At 71.3% G+C, this 19,692-nt stretch carries 18 protein-coding genes; 4 read left to right on the top strand and 14 right to left on the bottom strand.

Going from position 1 to position 19,692, the window contains the following annotated elements:
• Positions 1-22: 22 nt before the first annotated feature.
• Positions 23-1,363 (top strand): dihydrolipoamide acetyltransferase family protein, encoded by a 1,341-nt coding sequence (locus tag ACLBWJ_RS09715; protein WP_282501700.1) that lies wholly within the window; start codon positions 23-25, stop codon positions 1,361-1,363.
• 59 nt (positions 1,364-1,422) lie between these two features.
• Entirely contained in the window at positions 1,423-1,632 is a 210-nt protein-coding gene (locus ACLBWJ_RS09720) for a DUF4287 domain-containing protein (protein ID WP_447660209.1), read from the top strand.
• A 106-nt stretch (positions 1,633-1,738) separates the two neighbouring features.
• On the opposite strand, the gene ACLBWJ_RS09725 is transcribed toward ACLBWJ_RS09720, so the two are convergent.
• The 9 genes from ACLBWJ_RS09725 to ACLBWJ_RS09765 all read right to left on the bottom strand — a co-directional run bounded on the left by ACLBWJ_RS09725 (position 1,739) and on the right by ACLBWJ_RS09765 (position 13,168).
• Positions 1,739-2,305, bottom strand: coding sequence for a manganese efflux pump MntP (locus ACLBWJ_RS09725; RefSeq protein ID WP_447660210.1), 567 nt, complete (start codon positions 2,303-2,305; stop codon positions 1,739-1,741).
• Positions 2,306-2,490: 185 nt separating this feature from the next.
• A complete protein-coding gene (locus ACLBWJ_RS09730) occupies positions 2,491-4,443 on the bottom strand; it encodes an SDR family NAD(P)-dependent oxidoreductase (protein WP_447660211.1) in 1,953 nt (650 codons plus the stop codon).
• Entirely contained in the window at positions 4,440-5,930 is a 1,491-nt protein-coding gene (locus ACLBWJ_RS09735; protein WP_282501697.1) for an FGGY-family carbohydrate kinase, read from the bottom strand. The genes ACLBWJ_RS09730 and ACLBWJ_RS09735 overlap by 4 nt, the downstream gene beginning before the upstream one ends.
• A 17-nt stretch (positions 5,931-5,947) precedes the next feature.
• Positions 5,948-7,600, bottom strand: coding sequence for an FAD-dependent oxidoreductase (locus ACLBWJ_RS09740; RefSeq protein ID WP_447660212.1), 1,653 nt, complete (start codon positions 7,598-7,600; stop codon positions 5,948-5,950).
• A 47-nt stretch (positions 7,601-7,647) separates the two neighbouring features.
• Entirely contained in the window at positions 7,648-8,520 is an 873-nt protein-coding gene (gene lsrF / locus ACLBWJ_RS09745) for a 3-hydroxy-5-phosphonooxypentane-2,4-dione thiolase (RefSeq protein WP_282501695.1), read from the bottom strand.
• A complete protein-coding gene (locus ACLBWJ_RS09750) occupies positions 8,513-9,583 on the bottom strand; it encodes an ABC transporter permease (RefSeq protein WP_282501694.1) in 1,071 nt (356 codons plus the stop codon). The genes lsrF and ACLBWJ_RS09750 overlap by 8 nt, the downstream gene beginning before the upstream one ends.
• Positions 9,580-10,551, bottom strand: a complete 972-nt coding sequence (locus ACLBWJ_RS09755; protein WP_282501693.1) for an ABC transporter permease — start codon at positions 10,549-10,551, stop codon at positions 9,580-9,582. Before ACLBWJ_RS09755 ends, ACLBWJ_RS09750 begins: the two co-directional genes overlap by 4 nt.
• Entirely contained in the window at positions 10,548-12,041 is a 1,494-nt protein-coding gene (locus ACLBWJ_RS09760; RefSeq protein ID WP_447660213.1) for a sugar ABC transporter ATP-binding protein, read from the bottom strand. The genes ACLBWJ_RS09755 and ACLBWJ_RS09760 overlap by 4 nt, the downstream gene beginning before the upstream one ends.
• A gap of 44 nt (positions 12,042-12,085) precedes the next feature.
• Entirely contained in the window at positions 12,086-13,168 is a 1,083-nt protein-coding gene (locus tag ACLBWJ_RS09765) for a substrate-binding domain-containing protein (protein ID WP_447660214.1), read from the bottom strand.
• Between the two features lie 182 nt (positions 13,169-13,350).
• On the opposite strand from ACLBWJ_RS09765, the gene ACLBWJ_RS09770 reads away from it, so the two are divergent.
• Both ACLBWJ_RS09770 and ACLBWJ_RS09775 read left to right on the top strand, forming a co-directional pair.
• Positions 13,351-14,091 carry a GntR family transcriptional regulator gene (locus tag ACLBWJ_RS09770; protein WP_447660215.1) on the top strand — a complete coding sequence of 247 codons (741 nt, stop codon included), beginning with the start codon at positions 13,351-13,353 and terminating at the stop codon, positions 14,089-14,091.
• A gap of 53 nt (positions 14,092-14,144) precedes the next feature.
• On the top strand, positions 14,145-15,167 hold the full coding sequence (locus ACLBWJ_RS09775; RefSeq protein WP_447660216.1) for a metal ABC transporter solute-binding protein, Zn/Mn family: 1,023 nt from the start codon (positions 14,145-14,147) through the stop codon (positions 15,165-15,167).
• A 19-nt stretch (positions 15,168-15,186) separates the two neighbouring features.
• Here ACLBWJ_RS09775 and csrA read toward each other — a convergent pair whose 3' ends face one another.
• Genes csrA through fliQ form a run of 5 tightly spaced genes read right to left on the bottom strand, consistent with a single transcriptional unit; the run spans position 15,187 to position 19,687 of the window.
• Positions 15,187-15,435, bottom strand: a complete 249-nt coding sequence (gene csrA, locus ACLBWJ_RS09780) for a carbon storage regulator CsrA (RefSeq protein WP_447660217.1) — start codon at positions 15,433-15,435, stop codon at positions 15,187-15,189.
• A 60-nt stretch (positions 15,436-15,495) separates the two neighbouring features.
• A complete protein-coding gene (locus ACLBWJ_RS09785; protein WP_282501688.1) occupies positions 15,496-17,547 on the bottom strand; it encodes a flagellar biosynthesis protein FlhA in 2,052 nt (683 codons plus the stop codon).
• Positions 17,544-18,635: an EscU/YscU/HrcU family type III secretion system export apparatus switch protein gene (locus ACLBWJ_RS09790; RefSeq protein WP_269268335.1), complete on the bottom strand. Its 1,092-nt coding sequence runs from the start codon at positions 18,633-18,635 to the stop codon at positions 17,544-17,546. Before ACLBWJ_RS09790 ends, ACLBWJ_RS09785 begins: the two co-directional genes overlap by 4 nt.
• A gap of 13 nt (positions 18,636-18,648) precedes the next feature.
• Entirely contained in the window at positions 18,649-19,410 is a 762-nt protein-coding gene (locus ACLBWJ_RS09795) for a flagellar biosynthetic protein FliR (protein ID WP_112615241.1), read from the bottom strand.
• A gap of 1 nt (position 19,411) precedes the next feature.
• Positions 19,412-19,687: a flagellar biosynthesis protein FliQ gene (gene fliQ, locus ACLBWJ_RS09800; RefSeq protein ID WP_023953659.1), complete on the bottom strand. Its 276-nt coding sequence runs from the start codon at positions 19,685-19,687 to the stop codon at positions 19,412-19,414.
• Between the last annotated feature and the right edge of the window lie 5 nt (positions 19,688-19,692).

Genomic DNA, 19,692 nt, shown 5'->3' on the forward strand with positions numbered 1-19,692 from the left:
GCGCCTGCGAGAGGATTCCCTCATGAGCACCCAGACCTTCCACCTGCCGGACGTCGGCGAAGGCCTCACCGAGGCCGAGATCGTGCAGTGGCGCGTGGCCCCGGGCGACGAGGTCGCGGTCAACGACGTCCTCGTCGAGATCGAGACCGCGAAGTCGCTCGTCGAGCTGCCGTCGCCGTTCTCGGGAACCGTCGGCGAGCTGCTCGTCGACGAGGGGACGACCGTCGAGGTCGGGGCCGCGATCATCACGATCGCCCCGGGGGGTGGGTCTGGAGGAGCGGATGCCGCGAGCAGCCCGGCCGTCCCTGCCGAGAAGCCTGCGGCAGCCGGCGACGCCTCGGAGGAGAACGGGTCGGTGCTCGTCGGATACGGCGGAGCCGGACAGGTGCAGTCGCGCCGCCGCAAGCCCGCCGAGCCCCCCGTGCGCGCGGCCGTGGGCGTCGTGGCGAAGCCCCCGATCCGCAAGCTGGCACGCGACCTCGGCGTCGATCTCGCCTCGGTCACGCCGTCGGGTGCCGCGGGCGAGGTGACGCGCGAGGACGTCGTGAACCACGCGTCGCAGGCATCCGTCTTCCGGAACCTCCAGACGCCCGCCCGACCCGAGGTGCGCGAGCAGACGATCCCCGTCCCGCCGGCCGTCATCTCGGCCGAGCCGGCCGACGACCGCGAGGAGACGATCCCCGTCAAGGGTGTCCGGAAGGTCACGGCCAAGCACATGGTCGACTCCGCGCACACCGCACCGCACGTGTCGGTGTGGACCGACGTCGACGCGACCCGCACGATGGAGGTCGTCAAGCGGATGAAGGCGTCGCCCGACTTCGCCGACATCAAGGTCTCGCCGCTGCTGATCATGGCGCGCGCGGTCGTGTGGGCGGTGCGCCGGACGCCGATGGTGAACGCCGCGTGGGTCGAGACCGAGAACGGCGCCGAGATCCGGGTACGCCACTACGTCAACCTAGGCATCGCCGCCGCGACCCCGCGCGGCCTTCTCGTGCCGAACATCAAGGACGCGCAGGACCTCAACATGCGCGGCCTGGCCCGCGCTCTCGAGAAGCTGACCCTCACTGCCCGTGAGGGCAAGACCGCGCCCGCCGAGCAGCAGGGCGGCACGATCACGATCACGAACATCGGCGTGTTCGGCATGGATGCCGGTACCCCGATCATCAACCCCGGCGAGTCGGGCATCGTCGCGATGGGCACGATCCGGCAGAAGCCGTGGGTCGTTGACGGCGAGGTGCGTCCCCGCTACGTGACGACCGTGTCGGGCTCGTTCGACCATCGCGTCGTGGACGGCGACGGCATGAGCCGGTTCATCGCCGACGTGGCATCCGTCTTGGAGGAGCCCGCGCTGCTGCTCGACTGAGCTGGATGCGCTCGAGAACGGTATGTTCTCGGCGGTGGGCGGGGGAGTAGCCTCGGCGCATGAGTGAGAAGGGGCCGGCGTCGTACTTCCCGAGCATCGAGAAGACCTACGGACTGCCGATTCAGCACTGGCTCGACATCGCGGCCGACGAGCTCTCGGCGGGGACGCCGCACATGCAGGTCGTCAAGTCGCTCAAGACCGAGCACGGACTCGGCCACGGACACGCGAACGCGGTCGTCGCGTACGCGAAGGCGAAGCTCGCCGGCTGAGCCGCGGCATCCCTCCTTCGGAGAATGTCGCGAAGCTCGGACTGCTCGCGCGTACGGATCCGAGGTACGCGCGATTCTCCGAGGCCCGCGAGCGCGAGCCGCGAGACTAGCCGGCGACCAGGTGCTCGATGAGGATCTGGGTGCCGATGCTGATGAGGACGATGCCGCCGATGATCTCGGCGGGCTTGCGCCACCGCGTGCCGATGCGGTGGCCGATCAGCACGGCGACGAACGACAGGGCGAACGTGACGAGGCCGATCGAGACGACCGCGATCCACAGCGGCACGTCGAGGAAGGCGAAGGACAGCCCGACGGCGAGGGCGTCGATGCTCGTCGCGAGAGCGAGCAGGATGATCTCGCGCGCCGACAGGCCGGATGCCGCGTCCGCGTCGTCATCGTCGGGACGGAACGCCTCCCACAGCATCTTCGCGCCGATGGCGGCGAGCAGGACGAAGGCGATCCAGTGGTCGAACGGGGCGATGGCCTCCGCGAAGGTGCTGCCGAGCAGCCAGCCGATCAGCGGCATCACCGCCTGTGCGAGACCGAAGGCGCCGGCGATGAGGAGTGCGCCGCGCACGACGTGAGCCCGCAGCTGCAGGCCTTTCCCGAGAGCCACGGCGAAGGCGTCGGCCGAGACGCCGACGGCCAGGATGAAGAGCGCCCACGGCGACATGGCTCCTCCTCGAAGCGGGGATGACGGGATGGCGGGCGATCGTCCCGGGCACCGTCGAACGGAGATCGGCCGCTCTCGAGCTTGCCAGTCGCCGGCCGTCGAGAATGACGAAAAGCCCTGATTGACAGCATTTCGGGCGAGCGAATCCTTCGGTCGCCCGAAATCATGCGCGCCTCCTCCGGCCGTCAGATCACCCGGTCGTTGCCTCCGTCGACGCTCAGGTGCGCGCCGGTCGTCGCCGGCAGCCGCTCGCAGAAGACGGCGACGGCCTCGGCCACCATGGCGCTCGTGACCTCGACGCGCAGGAGGTTCCGCGTGCGGTACTCCTCGACGGTCAGCCCGTAGCTGGCGGCGCGTTCCGCGAGCAGCTCGGGCGTCCAGATCGCCGTGTCGAAGACCGCATCCGGCTCGACCTGGTTCACGCGGATGCCGTCGGCGGCCCACTCGAGGGCGGCGACCCGGGCGAGCTGTGCCGCCGCCGTCTTGCTCGCCGAATACGAGGCGACGCCCGGCCCGGGCGCCGCGACGTTCTTCGTCGACACGAGGACGACTCGGCCGCCCCGCGGCGAAACCGCGAGGTGGGGATGGGCCGCCCGCATCAGGCGCAGCGGCGCGGTGGCGTTGACGCGCAGGGCGCGCTCCCACGTCGCGTCGTCGACGTCGGCGATGGCCTCACTGCGCGGGAAGATCCCCGCGGCGACGACGAGCATGTCGACACCGCCGTAGGTGCGGACCGCCTCGTCGAGGATGCGCTCGATGACCGCCGGGTCGGCGACGTCGCCGACGACACCGCGCCAGGCGTCACCGGCGAAGGTGCGCCGCACGCCCGGGTCGAGGTCGACCCCGACGACGGCGGCGCCGTCGGCGAGCAGTCGTTCGGCGGTGGCCCGGCCGATGCCCGACGCGGCGCCCGTGACGATGGCGACCTCGCCCGCGAGCGGCGCACGTCGGCGGCCCGCGAGCTTGGCCTGCTCGAGCGACCAGTACTCGATGTCGAAGCTCTGCGCCTCATCGAGCGATCGGTAGCCGCCCATCGCGTCGGCCGCTTCGATGACGGCCATCGTGTGCTCCGCGATATCGGCCGCGATCCCGACATCCCGCACGGTGTCGCCCGCCGTCAGCATCCCGAGCTCCGGGTCGAGCACGACGCGGGGAGCGGGGTCGAGGGGAGTCACCGGCCCGTCCTGGCGGTGACGGTTGCGCTCGACGTAGGCCCGGTAGGCGCTCGCGTAGGCGGCGACATCGCGCCCGACGAGCGGATGGCGCTTGGTGTAGATGACGTGCTCGGGGGTCGCGGTGCCACGAGTCGTGACTGCCTCGAGGTCGGGGCGCGCAGCGAACGCTGCGGCGCGCTGCGATCGGCTCTGCCGCAGCAGCATGGGCCGGCCGGCGGCCCGCGCGATATCGGCACGCAGGCCCGCGATGGTCGTGAGGGCGCCCCGAAGCGGGATGCCGCCCTCGCCGGCATCCGGTTGTTCGGCATCCGCCCGGCCGGGGGCGACGATCCCCGAGAGCTCGACTGCCCGGGCGACGAGCTCACGGTGGCGGGCGAGCACGGCGTCGGCGTCGTCGCCGAAGGTGAACAGGCCGTGGTTGCGCAGGACGAGCGCATCCGCGTCGCCCAGGTCGGTGTCGGCCACGAGGCGCGCCAGCGGGAACCCGGGCATGACGTAGGGCAGCACGGCGACCCGCGGGCCGAGCGCCGCGGCGATCTCGTCGTCGGGCACGTCGCGATCGGTGACGGCGACGATCGCGTCGGCGTGGGAGTGGAGCGCGACGCGACCGGGGAGGTGCGCGTGCAGCAACGCCTCGATCGAGGCCGTCGGAGCCGAGGCCTCGAGGGAGGCCTGGCGCAGCTCGTTCACCATCGTCGGGTCGTCGAGGTGCGGCAGGCGCAGCAGGCGCTCGAGCCGGTCGCGACGCAGCGGCGCGAATCCCGCGGGCTCGATCGTGGCGAGGTCCCACCCGCTGCCCTTGACGAGGACGAGGTCGACGGGCTCGCCCGTGACGTCCTCGCCCCGCGCGGTGATCGACGTGTTCCCGCCGCCGTGGAGGACGAAGGAGGGATCGCCGCCGAGCGCCCGGCTGACGCGCACGATCTCGTCGAGCGCAGCCGACGCCTCCGCTGACGGGGTCATGCGTAGGCCTCCCAGACGCTCGTCATCGACGAGACGACGCGGTCGAAGCGGGCGGCCTGCTGCTGGTACGCCGTGCGGCAGATGCCCGGCTGAACGACCAGCGCGGGGTCGGGCTCGACGCCCCACGGGGTCATGTCGATCCCGACGCCCCGTGCCGCGAGCGAGGCCACGCCGCGGGCGCCCAGCTCGGTGCCGAGCTGCCGGCGCATCGCGTGCCCGATGACGTCGGCGAACATCTGGGCCCACTGCGGGTTCTTCGCCCCTCCGCCGGCGAGGGTCCACGGCGCGTCGGTGACGACAGCGCCCGTCGCGACGACCTTCTCGAGCTGCACGCGGTGGTACTGCGTGATGCCTTCGGCGACCGCGCGGGCGACGTGCGGGTAGCCGTGGCTGCCCTTGATCCCGACGAACGTTCCGGAGGCGCCAAGGTGCTCGGGTGCGCCGTGGATGAACGGCAGGAAGAGCAGCCCGTCCGCCAGCGGCGGTGCGCCGTGCGCGGCCTCGAGCAGATCGCGCGGTGTCAGCGGAAGAGTGGCGCGCGCGCCGAGCAGTCCCGACGCCCACTCGATGCTCGCCGCGGACGTCGGTGCGACCTCCATGGCCAGCATGAGGCGGGGATCGGGGAGCAGCGCGTTGATCGTGACGCGCGGGGGGACGGCATCCGTCGGCACCACCACCGCGTTGATCGCCCACGTGCCCACGATCACCGTGACATCGCCGAGGTCGGTGGAGCCTGCCCCGAGCGGGCTCGCGACGCAGTCCATGCACCCGGCGACGACGGGCGTGCCTTCGGCCAGGCCGGAGCGTGCGGCGGCGTCGGCGCTGATCGTCCCGACGACCTCGTCGCTCGCGTGCAGCGGCGGCAGGATGCGCTGGAGGTCGCGCGGCAGACCGAGCATGTCGAAGACCTCGGGCTCGTACTCCCGCTCGCGGAGGTTGACCAGGCCGCACCCCGACGAGTCCGACGTGTCGGCGCTCGCGACGCTGGTCAGGCACGCGGTGATCCAGTCTTTGCAGGTCAGCGCCCAGCGGGCCCGGCCGAGCGATTCCGGTTCGTTGTCGAGCAGCCACCGCAGCAGCACGCCCGGCTGCGCTGCCCACGGGAGCGATCCGGTGAGCAGCCGCATGCGCTCGACCGCCGCGGGGTCGAGCGCGGCGACGACGTGCTCGGCCCGGCTGTCGGTCGAGGCGATGGCGGGCCGCACCGGCCGCAGCTGCTCGTCGACGAGGTACAGGCCGTTGCCGTGACCCGTCGCGCCGACGGCCGAGACGGTCCATCCGTCGGCCGCGAGCCACGCGGTCAGGTCGCCCAGGACGTCGGCCACGACGTCCCACAGCGTGTCCATCGCGATCTCCTGCCGCTCGCGCGAGACCGCGACGCGGGGGTTCGGCGCCGAGACCGTGCGGATCTCCCGCCCGGCGTCGTCGAACGCCGCTGCTTTGGCAGACGTGAGGCCCACGTCGATGCCGATGACGCAGATCTTCATCGATCCTCGTTTCTCGCTCAGGCGGCCGTCGGCTGAGCTGATGCCGGGCGCAGGGTTCGGGGTGCGAAGCGCCGAGCGGCTTCACGGTATCGCGCCAGCTCGGCTTCCGCGCGCTCGGCGCTCCAGTCGCCGTGCGCGACGAGCACGTCCGCCGCACGGGGCGCGCAGCCGAGGCCGACGTCGCTGTTCAGCGCGATCGCGGTGCGGCGGATGAGGACGTCCTCGAGCGTGTGGGCGCCTTCCTCGCGGACGGCGTACACGACTTCCGCCGCGATCGCGCCGCTGTCGTCGTCGATGACCTCCGCCAGCGACGGATCGGATGCCGCGAGCATCTCGATCGGGCGGCTGAGGGTGCCGTACAGGTCGGCGAGACGGCGGGCGCTGCGCTCGGGGAGGGCGCTGCGGGCGACGGTGTCGGCGATGAAGCGTCCGTGATCGCCGGCCGGCGCGCCGGGGAACCGGGCGGTGCGGGTCGGGGAGCGCCGGTGACCTAGCCCGAGCGCGGTCTCGATCCGGCGCAGCGCCTGCTCGCCTAGGGCGCGGTGGGTCGTGTACTTCCCGCCGATGACGGTGAGGAGCCCCGCGGTCTCGCCCGTGTGCACGACGATCTCGCTGTCGCGGCTGACCGAGGCGGGGTCGCTGAGATCGGCGACGTAGGGGAGGGGACGCACCCCCGAGAACGACCAGAGCACGGCGTCGCGGCGCAGCCCGGCTGCGGGGATGAGGCCGTTGACGGCCCGGAGCAGATAGTCGACCTCGTCGTCGTCGACGACGATCTCGTCGATCGACCCGTCGTAGGGCAGGTCGGTGGTGCCGATCATGTACTTGCCGTCCCACCAGGGCAGCACGAACATGGGCCGACCGTCGTCGGGCGACTCGAAGAAGATGCACGTGTCGGGTGCGCCGGGGAACGCGTCGACGACGAGGTGGCTTCCCTTCGTCGGCCCGATGCGGCGGGGGTGCTCGCCCTGCAGGTCGAGCACCGCATCGACCCAGGGGCCGGCGCAGTTGACGACGACCGGGGCGCGGAGCGCCCGCTCGCGCCCGTCCTCGCGGTCGAGGTAGCGGACGCCCGCGATGCGTCCGTTCTCGCGGACCAGGTCGGTGACAGGGGTGTGGGTGAGCACCGTGGCGCCGTGGTTCGCCGCATCGATGGCGAGCTCGATGCCGAAGCGCTCGGTCACCGGAACGTGCGCGTCCTGGAAGAGCCCGCCCCACTTCACGCCGCCCGCGGCCACCGACGGCCACTCGCGAGACAGGCGGCCCGAGAAGACGATGCGGTTGCGGGGCAGCTTCTTGCCGAACGAGAGGATGTCGTGCAGCAGCAGGCCGCAGGAGAGTAGCCATCCCGGCCGCGAGGCGCCCCTCGAGAAGGGGATGAGCATGGGGTAGGGGCGCACGAGATGCGGGGCCGCGCGCAGCAGGATGTTGCGCTCACGGATCGACTCGAGCACGAGCGGGATCTCCACACGCTCGAGGTACTTCAGACCGCCGTGGATCAGGCGAGTCGAGATCGCCGACGTGCGCGCGGCGATGTCGTCCCGGTCGATGACGACGACGTGGAGGCCGCGGCTGGCAGCCTCACGGGCGATGGCGAGGCCGTTGATCCCGGCGCCGATGACGACGACGTCGGCCGAGGTCGGCTCGGCATGGGTACGAAGCGAGGGCATGCTGCATCCTTCTGGTCTCGGGGCGCCCGGGGGCGCCCCGAGAGGGTTCAGTGGGAGAGGGTCTGGAAGAGGTCGAAGGCGTCGTCCGCGCTGAGGCCGTCGTGGACGACCCCGCGGACGGCCGCGAGCATGGCGGCCGGGTGCTCCGACTGGAAGACGTTGCGTCCCATGTCGACGCCCGCCGCGCCTTCCGCCATGGCGCGTGACGCCACGCGCAGGGCTTCGCGCTCCTCGACCTTCTTGCCACCGGCGATGACGATCGGGACGGGGCATGCGCTCGTGATCGTCTCGAAGCCCTCCTCGACGTAGTAGGTCTTCACGAATGCGGCGCCGAGCTCGGCGCTGATGCGGGTGGCGAGCCGGAAGTAGCGGGCGTCGCGCACCATGTCGCGGCCGACCGCGGTGACGGCCAGGACCGGGATGCCGGTGGCCTGGCCCGCGTCGACGAGGGTGGTCATGTTGCGAACGGACTTCGTCTCGTTGTCGCCGCCGATGAAGACCTGCACCGCGAGGGCGGCGGCATCCAGTCGCACGGCGTCGTCGATCGAGACGGCGACCTCCTCGTTGGAGAGCTCCTTGAGCACGCTCGGTCCGCCCGAGGCGCGCAGGACGATGCCCTTCGCGGAGTGCGGCGGGATGGTCGTGCGCAGGGCGCCGCGCGTGCACATCAGTGCATCGGCCTGGGGGACCAGCGGGAGGATCGAGCGATCAAGCCGCTCGAGACCCGAGGTCGGCCCCTGGAAGTAGCCGTGATCGAACGCGAGCATCACGGTCTTGCCGTCGCGGGGGTCGAACACGCGCGACATCCGCGCGCGCATCCCCCAGTCCTGGCCTGCTTGGCCCTTGATGGGGTAGCCGGTGCCGGCCGCCGCGGGGCCGGAGTAGTCGGTTCCCTCACGCAGGTCGTCGAGGTCAGCCATGGATGTTCTCCTTGTTCTTCGGGGTGGGGTCGGTGTCGGCTCGTCGGGCCGAGGGAGCGGGGGCGGGGCGCTGCAGGCTCGCCCGGAGCCGGTGCAGAGAGCTGCGGCCGGTTCCGGTGGCGGCCGATGCGATCACGACGACGAGGACGACGAGCACACCCTTGAGGACGTTCTGGGCGCCGACCGACCACCCCACGAGGTTGAGCAGTCCCGACAGCAGCACGAAGAAGAGGGCGCCGGTCCAGGCGCCGGCCGGTACGGGGCGGCCGCCCGAGATGAGGGTGCCGCCGATCACGACGACGGCGATCGAGTCGAGCATGTACGAGCTGCCGAGCACGGTGCTGGGAGAGATGAAGGCGGCGAGCAGGCCGCCGACGAGTCCCGCGAGTCCCGCCGACACGAGGTAGGCGGTGACGGTCACGCCCGCCACCGGAAGGCCCGCCCGCTCGGCCGCGCGAGCGCTCTGACCGACGGCGATGACGGCCACGCCGACACGGGTCCGCGTGAGGGCGAGCCACACGATCACGGTCATGGCCGCGACGACGAGCGCGATGACGGGGATGCCGAACGCCTTGGCCGTGACGAAGGCTCGCAGGCCCGCGTCGGCGCCACCGCGCGCGGCATCCGCCAGCAGGAGCGTCGCGGAGGTGACGATGAGGCTCGTCGCCAGCGTCGCGATGATCGGCGGCACCCGCAGGAGGAGGATCGCGGCGACGCTGACCGCGCCGGCGGCGAGCCCGGAGCCGACGCCGGCCGCGAGCCCGATCACCGGCCCCGCCGTCGCGCCCACGCCGACCGAGACGTACGAGGCCATCGAGATGACGGTGCCGACCGAGACGTCGATGTTGCCGGGGCCGAGGGTGATGACGAGCATCTGCCCGAGGGCGACCAGCACGAGGAACGGAGCGAGCGAGAGCGCCTGGGCCATCGGGTCGAGGGGTGATCCGGGCCGCACGGCGATGATGACGGCCCACACGGCGAGTACGCCGAGGAGCGACCAGCCCCAGGCCGGCCAGGCGGGGCCGCGGCGGACGGCGGGGAGCGGGATGGAGGCGGAGGTCATCGCGCGATCCTCTCGGTGATCATGCGGCCCGCGAGCACGGCGATGACGATGACGCCTTGTGCGGCCGATTGCAGGGCGGACGGGAGGTTGATGAGGCTGAGCAGGACGGTGATGAGGCCGAGGGTGATCGCGCCGAGCGTCGTCCCGATCGGCAGCGCCCGGCCACCCGAGAACGTGCCGCCGCCGAGGATCACCGCGGCGATCGTCATGAGGGTGTACTCGCCGGCGGCGTTGATGTCGCCCGACCAGGTCTGCGAAGCGAGCAGCAGGCCCGAGACGACGAGCAGCGCGGCTGCGGCGACGTACGCGGTCGCGCGGGTCGCCACGAGCGAGGCGCCCGTCTTCTCGAGGGTCGCGGCCTGCGAGCCCAGCGCCCGCATGCGGGCGCCGGCGAGCGAGCGCCGTGTGATCCACCAGCCCAGCGCCGTCGCCGCGGCGATGAAGATGAGCGGTGCCGGGAACCACGTCGGCCGCCAGGTCGACAGCGCCGAGAGCCAGTCGGGGGTCTGTCCGCCGGGGGTCGGCCGGATCTGCAGGCCGATCCCCAGCCACACGAACGACATGCCCAGCGTCAGGATGATCGAGGGCACCCCGCGGCGCTGCACCACCCAGGCGAGCAGGGCGTAGACGGCGAGGACGCCGGCGATCATGGCGACCGCGAGGGCCGGGGTCTCCCGCAGCAGCGTCGCGGCGATCACCGTGATGAGCCCGACGAGGTAGCCGACGCTCAGGTCGATGTCACCGACGGCCATCATGATCATCTGCGCCTGGGCGGCCAGCACGAGCGGGACCGACGACATCAGCATGAGGGTGAGGCCGGGAACGCTCAGGATGCCGGGCTGCAGCACCGCGGTCAGCGCGAAGATGGCGATGAGCGCGACGAGGGCGAGGAGCGCGGGCGACCCGTTGACAGCAGAGGCGCGCAGGCGCTGCGGCGCGGTGGGCGGGGCGAGCACGTCGGTGGTCATCGGTCCTCCTGGACTGTCTCGGCGTCGACTCCGAAGGAGTCGGCGATGATGCGCTCGTCGGTGATGTCGTCGCCGGAGAGTTCGCTCACGACGCGTCCCGAGCGGAAGACGTAGACGCGGTCGCAGTGGGCCATCTCGCCGTTCTCGGTGGAGTACCAGACGATGGAGCGGCCGCGTGCCGCCTCGACGCGCATGAGGGCGTAGAGCTCGTTCTTCGTGGTGACGTCCACGCCGCGGAAGGGGTCGTCGAGCAGCACGAGGGGCGCATCGGTCGCGAACGCCCGCGCCACGATCACCTTCTGCTGGTTCCCGCCCGACAGCGACGTGATCGGGGCCCGAGCGCCGCCCTTGACGTTCAGCCGTTGCACCCATTCCTCGGCGAGCCGTCGCCGTCGCGACGGCGGAACGATTCCCGCCGTCGTGAGATGGCGCGTGGCGGAGACGGTGAGGTTGTCGGCGACATTCCAGAGCGAGAAGATCCCGCTGGTCTGCCGGTCGCCGGGAACGTAGGCGCGCCCCCGGACGACTCGGACGCCGCGCGCGTTCGACCAGAGCCGGCGCAGCAGCTCGTCCTGACCGTGTCCGGCGAGGCCCGCGAGGCCCACGATCTCACCCGGCGAGACCGAGAACGGCACGTCGCCCCCGTCGATCCGGGCGACGGTGCCGGGGGCGTCGATCTCCAGCGGAGCGCCCGCGGCGCTGACCCGGCGCACCGTCGCGGTGTCGGCGTGGACTTCGCCGCCCATGGCCGCGAGCAGCGCGTCCTCGTCGGTCTGACTCGCCGAGACCACCTCGACCACGCGCCCGTCCTTCATGACGGCGATCCGGTCGGCGTGGGCCAGCACCTCCTGCATCCGGTGGGAGATGAGGACCATTCCGACGCCCTCGGCGGCGAGGTCGCGAAGGGCGGCGTAGAGCTGGCGAGTCGCGTTGATGCTGAGCGATTCGGTCGGCTCGTCGAGGATGAGCAGCGACAGCGACGGCGTGCACAGGGCGCGCACGATCTCGACCATCTGCCGCTGCGCCATCGTGAGGTCGCCGGCCCGCCGCAGTACCGAGACGCCGTGTCCGGGGAAGACCTCGTCGAGTCTCCGTGACACGCGTCGCTCGGCGCGACGGTTCCAGCCCGCTCCGCGAGTGCTGGCGTCGGAGAGGGCGATGTTCTCCGCGACCGTGAGATCGGGGCAGAGGGCGAGCTCCTGGTAGATCATCCGGACACCGGGCTGCTCGGTGCCGGGCTTCGCGGTGGCGGCGCCGGTCTGCCAGCGGATGCTGCCGGCGTCGGGCTGCTCGCGACCGGCGAGCACCCGCATGAGGGTGCTCTTGCCGGCGCCGTTGTGGCCGACCAGGCCAAGGATCTCGCCCGCGGCGACCGAGATGTCGATCCCGGCCAGAGCCGTCGTGTTTCCGTACCGTTTGGCGACGGCCTCGGCCGTGACGAGCGCCACGTCCGAGGGGTTGGTCGCGGGGGTGTGCGACAGGGTTGTCATCGGGTCTCCTGGTTCGAGCTGGTCGGCCACGGTGTCACCGGGCGTCAGGGCAGCGCGGGCACGGCGACGTCGTCGCCGGCGAGCAGAGCCGCGATCGCGGCGTCGGTGGTCTCCTCGTCCCAGGCGTTCGCGGCGTATTCATCGGTGCCGAGGGCGTCGACCCAGTAGTCGAGGTTCTCCTGCGTGACCTGCACGAGCGGCAGGACCACCTCGTCCGGAACCTCGTCGCCGCGCAGCTTCGCGATGGCGGCGTAGAGGGCGGCGACGATCTGTCCGGGGTCGGTCAGCGCGGCGAATGAGCCGTTGTCGATGCCGCTCTCCTTCCAGAACGACAGCGACTTGCCGTCGGTGTCGAAAACGACGACCGGGATGTCGCGCCCGGCCGACTGGAACGCCTGCACGACGCCCATACCGCCGATGCATCCGGGGACCGCGGCGATCGTCGGCATGGAGCCGAGGATCGCGACGATCTCCTTCTGCGCCGTCGCCGCGTCGCAGAATCCGTTCACCTCGGCAGCGACCTTCACATCGGGGTAGTCGGCGAGGATCTCCTGCTGGCGGGCGTAGAACGCCTCGTCGGGCTGCGAACCGATGACTCCGCGGTTGAGAACGATGTCGCCCTTCCCGTCGATCGCGTCGAGTGCGGGCTGAAGCGAGTCGGCGCCCCACTGCCCGTAGTCGTTGCGCACGACGATGCCGCAGCTGGTGTCCATGTCGGCGTCGACGATCACGACCGTGATGCCGGCGGCGCAGGCCTCCTCGACGACGGGGACGAGCGCGCTCGAGGACGCCGGGATGACCATCAGCACATCGGGGTTCTGGAGCATGAGGCTGCGGATCTGAGATGCCTGCTCGGTCGCGCTGTTCTCCCCCGGAGCGTTGACGACGCTGTAGTCCGAGACGACACCGTTTTCCTTGAGCTTCGCGGCCTCCGTCTCGAATTTGTCGATCAGGGTCAGGCGCCAACCGTTGACGAACCCGTTCGACAGGGCGACCTTCAGGCCCTGGGGTTCACCCCCGACAGCGGTGTTGTCGGTCGGGCTGCCGGCGCAGCCGGCGAGCACGAGAGCGGAGATCGCTGTCGCGGCCGCTGCGGCGAGCATGCGGCGGGTGGTCGAGAACGTCATCGTTGTGCCTCCTGGTGTCGCATCGTTGCGAGGTGCCGATGTCACGAGGGCGTGCGGGCTGCCAAACTCGTAACAACCAACCTGTCATGACAAGTTGGTGATGACTAAGATAGGGAGCGGGTCGCCGGGTGTCAACACGGCGCCGATACGCTCGCCGTGACGGCCCGATCGAGGAGGCTCCCATGACCGCAGTGACGACGCTCGACCGCTCGTCCGATCTCCCGCTGTGGCAGCAGCTGTCGCTCGCGCTGCGCGGGGAGATCGAGTCGGGGCGCCTCCGGCCGGACCAGGCGCTCCCCTCCGAGTCGGAGCTGATCGATCGGTTCGGGGTCTCGCGCACCGTCGTCCGCGAGGCACTGGCCGACATGGTGCGCGCCGGTCTGATCTACAAGGTGCGTGCCCGCGGGTCGTTCGTCTCGCCGCAGCGCCCGGATCTCAGGTTCGTGGGCTCGATGGCCGGCTCGTCGGACGACCTGGCCGGAACCGGCCGGGTGGTCACGACGCGCGTGCTCGACTTCGCCGTCGGAACCGCGGATGCCGCGGACGCCGAGGCTCTCCGCATCCCGGTCGGGGCGCCCGTGGTGCGGCTGCGTCGCCTGCGGCGGGTCGACGAGACGCCCTGGCTGCTCGTCGACACGGTGCTGCCCCACGACCGGTTCTCCACGCTCGCGCGCGCCAACCTCGAGAACCGGTCGCTCTACGAGCACCTCCGGCGCAACTTCGGGGTTCAGCCCAGCGGCGCCGATCGCTGGCTCAGCGCGGTCGTCCCCGGGCCGACGGACGCCGAGCTCCTCGAGCTCGCCCCGGGGCAGCCGGTGCTGTCGATCGAGTCGATCGCGTGGGATGCCGAGGGGCAGCCGTTCGAGCGTTACCTGGCCCTTCACCGCAGTGACGAATCGCGCTTCTACGTGGGAATCCGTTGATCTCCCGCTCCGGTGGTCGAGAGAACGATTATCAGTAACGTACAATCGACGGCATGACCCGTCGACTCCTCCCTGCCGCCGCGCTCGTGGCAGCGGCATCCCTCGCTCTCGCCGGCTGCGCCGGCACCTCGTCGCCGGCCGCGAGCGGTTCGGACGACGGCAAGATCAGCGTCGTCGCCTCGACCAACGTGTACGGCTCACTGGCCGCCGAGGTGGGCGGCGACGCCGTCGAGGTGACCTCGATCGTGACCTCACTCGCGCAGGACCCGCACTCGTACGAGGCGTCGGCGCGCGACCAGCTGACGGTGTCGCAGGCCGACCTCATCATCGAGAACGGCGGGGGCTACGACTCGTTCCTCGACGGGCTCGTCGAGTCGAGCGGCAGCACGGCTCCGGTGCTCACGGCGGTCGAGTTCTCGCACGACTTCCCCGGCGCCGAGGGCCACGACGACCACGCCGACGAGCACGCCGCGGATGAGCACGCCGCGGACGAGAGCGCCGAGGCCGAGCACGACCACGAGCACGACCATGAGGGTCACGACCACATCGAGGGCTTCAACGAGCACGTCTGGTACGACCCGCACACGATCGCTCACCTCGTCGAAGACATCGCGCACGAGCTCGGTGAGCTCGACGCGGCCCAGGCCGACACGTTCGAGGCGAACGCGAAGGCGCTCATCGAGCGGATCGACGGCCTCGAGACATCCCTCGACACCATCTCGGCGGCACACCAGGGCGAGAAGATCTTCGTGACCGAGCCGGTGCCGCTGTATCTCGCCGCGGCGGCGGGTCTGGAGAACGCGACTCCGGCCGCGTTCAGCGAGGCCGTCGAGGAGGGTCAGGACGTTCCGCCCGCGACGCTTCTCGAGGCGCAGCAGATCCTGCGTTCGGGCGAGGTCCGGATCGTGATCGTCAACGCCCAGACGGGCGGCGCCGAGACGACGGAGATCACGAAGCTCGCCGGTGAGCTGAACATCCCCGTGCTGGAGTTCACCGAGCTGATGCCCGACGGCGTCGACTACGTCGGCTGGATGCAGCAGAACATCGACGCGATCTCGGGCGCGCTCGCGGGCTGACCCGCCCCCGAGATTCCGCTCAGTCCGCCGTCGGGGCCCCGCCCTGGCGGCGGACGAGTGCGTTCAGGAGCGCCTCCTGCTCGTCCGCGGACGTGCGGGCGGCCGAGACGTTCTCGGTCTCGACGGCCGCCACGATCTCGGCGCGCTGGATGCGGGTCGACCGCGGCGCTTCGATGCCGAGCCGGATGCTGTCGCCCTTGACCTCGAGCACCGTGAGCTCGATGTCGTCGCCGATGAGCACCTTCTCACCGACCCGTCTCGTCAACACCAGCACTCGATCACCCTACTTTCCGGAAGCCGTGCCCGCCCCGCGCGCTCGACGCGAGTCTCACGCGGGCGTGATGGCATGCGCGTCGCCGATCGTGTCTCGGACGACGCCCACCGTGTCGATCGCCAGGCCCCCGGCCGTCGCCTCGGTGTACGACAGCACCGGCAGCCCGTCGGTCTGCGACGAGATGAGGCGCCGCACGGCCGAGCGCAGCGACGGCGCACACACGAGCACGGGCTCGGGGCCTGGGCCGGCCGCTTCGAGGGCGGCGCGAGCCGAGGCCACGACCGCCTCGAGCCGGTGCGGGTCCAGGGCGATGTGCGGACCGTCCTCGCTCGGTCGCATCGCCTCGAGCATCGACTGCTCCAGCAGCGGGTCGATCATGACGATGCGCAGCCGCCCCTGTTCGGCGAAGCGCGTCGCCACGGCGGGACCGAGCGCGAGACGTGCCGCCTCGATCAGGGCGTCGGGGTCGGTCGTCGTCTTGGCGCGCAGCGCGAGCGCCTCGTAGATCCGCGTGAGGTCGTTGATCGGGATGCGCTCGGCGAGCAGGCCCTGCAGCACGCGCTGCACCTCCGCCAGCGAGAGCAGCGCCGGCGTGAGCTCCTCGACCGCTGCCGGGCTGGACTGGCGCAGCGTCTCGGTGAGCTGACGCACGTCCTCTCGGCTGAGCAGCCGGGCGGCGTGGGCCTGGATGACCGCGGACAGGTGGGTGATGATGACGCTCGCGCGGTCGACGACGGTCGCTCCGGCGAGCTCGGCGCTGTGCCGCATCTCGAGGGGAACCCACTTCCCGTCGATGCCGAACACGGGGTCGGGCGACGCCCGCCCGGGCAGGGTCTCGAGGCCCGAGCCGAGCGCGAGGAGCGAGGCGCGGGGCGCGACGCCGCGACCCGCCTCGATCCCCGCGACCCGGATGACGTAGGTCGAGGGCGGCAGCTCGATGCTGTCGCGCGTGCGCACGGGCGGAACGATGAGCCCGAGCTCGAGCGCGGTCTTGCGCCGCAGCGACCGCACGCGTCCGAGCAGGTCGTCGGGACCGCCGGTGACGAGGTCGACGATGTCGGGAGCGAGCAGGATCTCGAGCGCGTGGACCCGCATCCGCTCGGCCAGCTCCTCGGGGGTGTCGACGGCGCCGCGCGGGTCGACGGCGGGGGCGTCCTCGGCCGCCTGCGTCTGCTCGCGCCGGCCGACACGCTGCGCGATGAGCAGCAGGGTGGCGCCGATGACGAGGAACGGCAGCATCGGCATCCCGGGGATGAACGACATCACGATCGCCGCGCCGCCCGCGATCGACAGGGCGTTGCGCGACTGCGTCAGCTGCGCCGCCGCGGCCGAGCCCATGTCGGACTCCGCTCCCGAGCGGGTGACGATCATGCCCGTCGCGACCGCCATCAGCAGCGCGGGGATCTGCGTGACGAGGCCGTCGCCGATCGTGAGGAGGGCGTAGGTGTTGAGGGCCTCGCCCGCCTCCATGCCCTTCGAGAGCATCCCGATCGCGACGCCGCCGACGAGGTTGATGATGATGATGACGAGTCCGGCGATCGCGTCGCCCTTGACGAACTTCGAGGCGCCGTCCATCGCGCCGTAGAAGTCGGCCTCGGCCGCGATCTCGGCGCGCCGGCGCCGCGCTTCGGCGTCGCTGATGAGGCCGGCGTTGAGGTCGGCGTCGATCGCCATCTGCTTGCCGGGCATGGCGTCGAGGGTGAACCGGGCGCCCACCTCGGCGACGCGCTCCGCGCCCTTCGTCACGACGACGAACTGGATGACGATGAGGATCAGGAACACCACGATGCCGATGACGAGCGATCCGCCCACGGCGATCGCGGCGAACGCGTCGATGACCTGCCCCGCGTGCGCCTCGCCCAGCACGAGCTTCGTCGAGGCGACGTTCAGGCCGAGCCGGAACAGCGTCGCCACCAGCAGCAGCGAGGGGAAGACCGCGAAATCGAGCGGCCGCTTGACGAACATCGCCGTCAGCAGGATGAGCAGGGCGAACAGGATGTTGGTGATGATCAGGACGTCGAGGATCGGCGGCGGCACCGGCACGATCAGCAGCATGATGATGCCGACGACCCCGATCGGCACGAGCGACCTTCTCAGGATGTTCATCGGGGTGCCTTCCTCTCGGGAACGGTGTGGACGCCGCGCGCCGCGCCGCGGCGCTTGAGCCCGTCGACGAAGACGAGCACGCGGGCGACGGCGGTGTAGAGATCGCCGGGGATCTCCTGGCCGAGCTCGCAAGCGCCGTGCAGGGCGCGTGCGAGCGGGATGTCGCGGACGAGCGGGACGCCGGCCTCGTGCGCCCGCTCGCGGATGCGCTCGGCGATGAGGCCCTGCCCCTTCGCGACGACGCGCGGCGCCGACTTGCCCGGCTCGTAGCGCAGGGCGACGGCGATGTGCGTGGGGTTCACGAGCACGACATCCGCATCTCCGACGGCGGCGATCATGCGGTTGCGGCTCATCGCCATCTGCCGGGCGCGGCGCTGGCTGCGGATGAGCGGGTCGCCCTCGGAGTTCTTGTGCTCGTCGCGCGCTTCCTTCTTGGTGACGCGGGTGTGCTTGCGGTTGCGCCGCATGACGACGAGGACGTCGATCGCGGCCAGCAGCACGCCGACGGCGACCGCGGTGATGAGCAGCGCGGTCACGACGTTCGAGGCGATCTCGAGCAGCCGGGTGATCGGGTGGGCACCGCTCATCGTCAGCACGGGCATGAGCCCGGCGACGACGAACCACAGGGCGAGGCCGATCGCGGCGGTCTTGAGCAGCGCTTTCGCGCCCTCCCACAGTGCCTGCACGCCGAACAGCCGTTTGACGCCGTTCAGCACGTTGAACTGCTCGAAGCGCGCCGGCACGCCGCGCAGATGGATGCCGCCCTGGGCGACCGACCCGACGATCGCGACGATCGCGACGGCGAGCAGCGCCGTGCCCAGGATGGCCGGGATGCTGCCGAGCGCCGACGACAGGACGGCGACGGCGTGCTCGGGGTCGGGGTGGCGGATGACGGCGGCGATCTCGACGAACTGCGCGGCCCCGGCATCCGCACCCGCTCCGATCATGGCGGGGAGGACCAGCGCGACCGTGCCGATCGCGAGCCAGGCGGACAGGTCCTGGCTGCGCGACAGCTTGCCCTTGCGGTGTGCCTCGCGCAGCTGCCGGCGGCTGGCCTGCTCGGTGCGTTCCCCGCTGTCGCTGCTCATGACGCGCCGCCGTTCATCGGGTTCCGCCGATCAGCAGCCCGGTCGCCTGGTCGGTGAGCGCCCCGACGACGGCGGGCAGGGCGAGGATGACGCTTCCCGCGAGGAGGAAGGTCAGGATGATCTTCAGGGGGAAGCCGAGCGCGAACGCGTTGAGGGCGGGGGCGACGCGGCTGACGAGCCCGAGCGCGATGTCGGCGAGGAAGAGGACGAGCAGCAGGGGACCGGCGATCTGCAGCGCGGCGACGAGCAGCTGCGACGCGGTGTCGACCAGCAACTCGGCCGGGCGGGCGAGGTCGAGGACCCCATCGACGGGGATCGCCGTGAAGCTCCGGGCGAGCCCCGCGAGGATGAGCTGGTAGCCGTTGCTCGCGAAGAGCAGGGCGAGGGCGATCATCTGGAACAGGCGCGTGAACTGGGCGCCGTTGACGTTCATCTGCGGATCGAAGGCCTGCGCGAGCTGAAAGCCGCCGAAGACGTCGATCAGCCCGCCGGCCGACTGCACGACGGCGAAGCACGTCATCACGAGGAATCCGAGCAGCGCCCCCGTGACGACCTGAGCGGTCAGGGCGAGGAAGAACGGGCCGGTGCCGAGGCTCTGGTAGCCCGGCGCCACCGTGCCGCTGAGAGCGAGGGCGACGCCGATCGCGACCATCGCCTTGATGCGCGCGGGGAAGGCGCCGTACGAGAAGGGTGGGGCGGTGAAGACGAAGGCGGTCGTGCGGACCGCGGCGAGTCCGGTGGCCTCGATCCAGGCGAAGTCGAGCAGCAGCTGCATCTCAACCGCCCGAGAGCAGGTGCGGGATGCGGTCGAACATGGTGTGGGTGAAGGCGATCGCCTCGGCGATCATCCAGTGCCCGCACACGACGAGTGCGATCGCGACGGCGACGGCCTTCGGCACGAACGAGAGCGTGACCTCCTGGATCTGCGTGATCGACTGCAGGAGCGAGATGGCGAAGCCGACCACGAGTGCCGTGATGAGCAGCGGAGCGGCGAGCTTCGCGGCGAGCACGACGCCCTCCATGCCGATGTCGAGGACGGCCTCAGGGTTCACGCGTA

The sequence above is a fragment of the Microbacterium sp. M4A5_1d genome (genome assembly GCF_053345465.1).

Excerpts from the sequence above, each read along its gene's own strand:
- ACLBWJ_RS09715 (WP_282501700.1), top strand. The coding sequence starts at position 23 with ATGAGCACCCAGACCTTCCACCTGCCGGACGTCGGCGAAGGCCTCACC.
- ACLBWJ_RS09720 (WP_447660209.1), top strand. The coding sequence starts at position 1,423 with ATGAGTGAGAAGGGGCCGGCGTCGTACTTCCCGAGCATCGAGAAGACC.
- ACLBWJ_RS09725 (WP_447660210.1), bottom strand. The coding sequence starts at position 2,305 with ATGTCGCCGTGGGCGCTCTTCATCCTGGCCGTCGGCGTCTCGGCCGAC.
- ACLBWJ_RS09730 (WP_447660211.1), bottom strand. The coding sequence starts at position 4,443 with ATGACCCCGTCAGCGGAGGCGTCGGCTGCGCTCGACGAGATCGTGCGC.
- ACLBWJ_RS09735 (WP_282501697.1), bottom strand. The coding sequence starts at position 5,930 with ATGAAGATCTGCGTCATCGGCATCGACGTGGGCCTCACGTCTGCCAAA.
- ACLBWJ_RS09740 (WP_447660212.1), bottom strand. The coding sequence starts at position 7,600 with ATGCCCTCGCTTCGTACCCATGCCGAGCCGACCTCGGCCGACGTCGTC.
- lsrF (WP_282501695.1), bottom strand. The coding sequence starts at position 8,520 with ATGGCTGACCTCGACGACCTGCGTGAGGGAACCGACTACTCCGGCCCC.
- ACLBWJ_RS09750 (WP_282501694.1), bottom strand. The coding sequence starts at position 9,583 with ATGACCTCCGCCTCCATCCCGCTCCCCGCCGTCCGCCGCGGCCCCGCC.
- ACLBWJ_RS09755 (WP_282501693.1), bottom strand. The coding sequence starts at position 10,551 with ATGACCACCGACGTGCTCGCCCCGCCCACCGCGCCGCAGCGCCTGCGC.
- ACLBWJ_RS09760 (WP_447660213.1), bottom strand. The coding sequence starts at position 12,041 with ATGACAACCCTGTCGCACACCCCCGCGACCAACCCCTCGGACGTGGCG.
- ACLBWJ_RS09765 (WP_447660214.1), bottom strand. The coding sequence starts at position 13,168 with ATGACGTTCTCGACCACCCGCCGCATGCTCGCCGCAGCGGCCGCGACA.
- ACLBWJ_RS09770 (WP_447660215.1), top strand. The coding sequence starts at position 13,351 with ATGACCGCAGTGACGACGCTCGACCGCTCGTCCGATCTCCCGCTGTGG.
- ACLBWJ_RS09775 (WP_447660216.1), top strand. The coding sequence starts at position 14,145 with ATGACCCGTCGACTCCTCCCTGCCGCCGCGCTCGTGGCAGCGGCATCC.
- ACLBWJ_RS09785 (WP_282501688.1), bottom strand. The coding sequence starts at position 17,547 with ATGAACATCCTGAGAAGGTCGCTCGTGCCGATCGGGGTCGTCGGCATC.
- ACLBWJ_RS09790 (WP_269268335.1), bottom strand. The coding sequence starts at position 18,635 with ATGAGCAGCGACAGCGGGGAACGCACCGAGCAGGCCAGCCGCCGGCAG.
- ACLBWJ_RS09795 (WP_112615241.1), bottom strand. The coding sequence starts at position 19,410 with ATGCAGCTGCTGCTCGACTTCGCCTGGATCGAGGCCACCGGACTCGCC.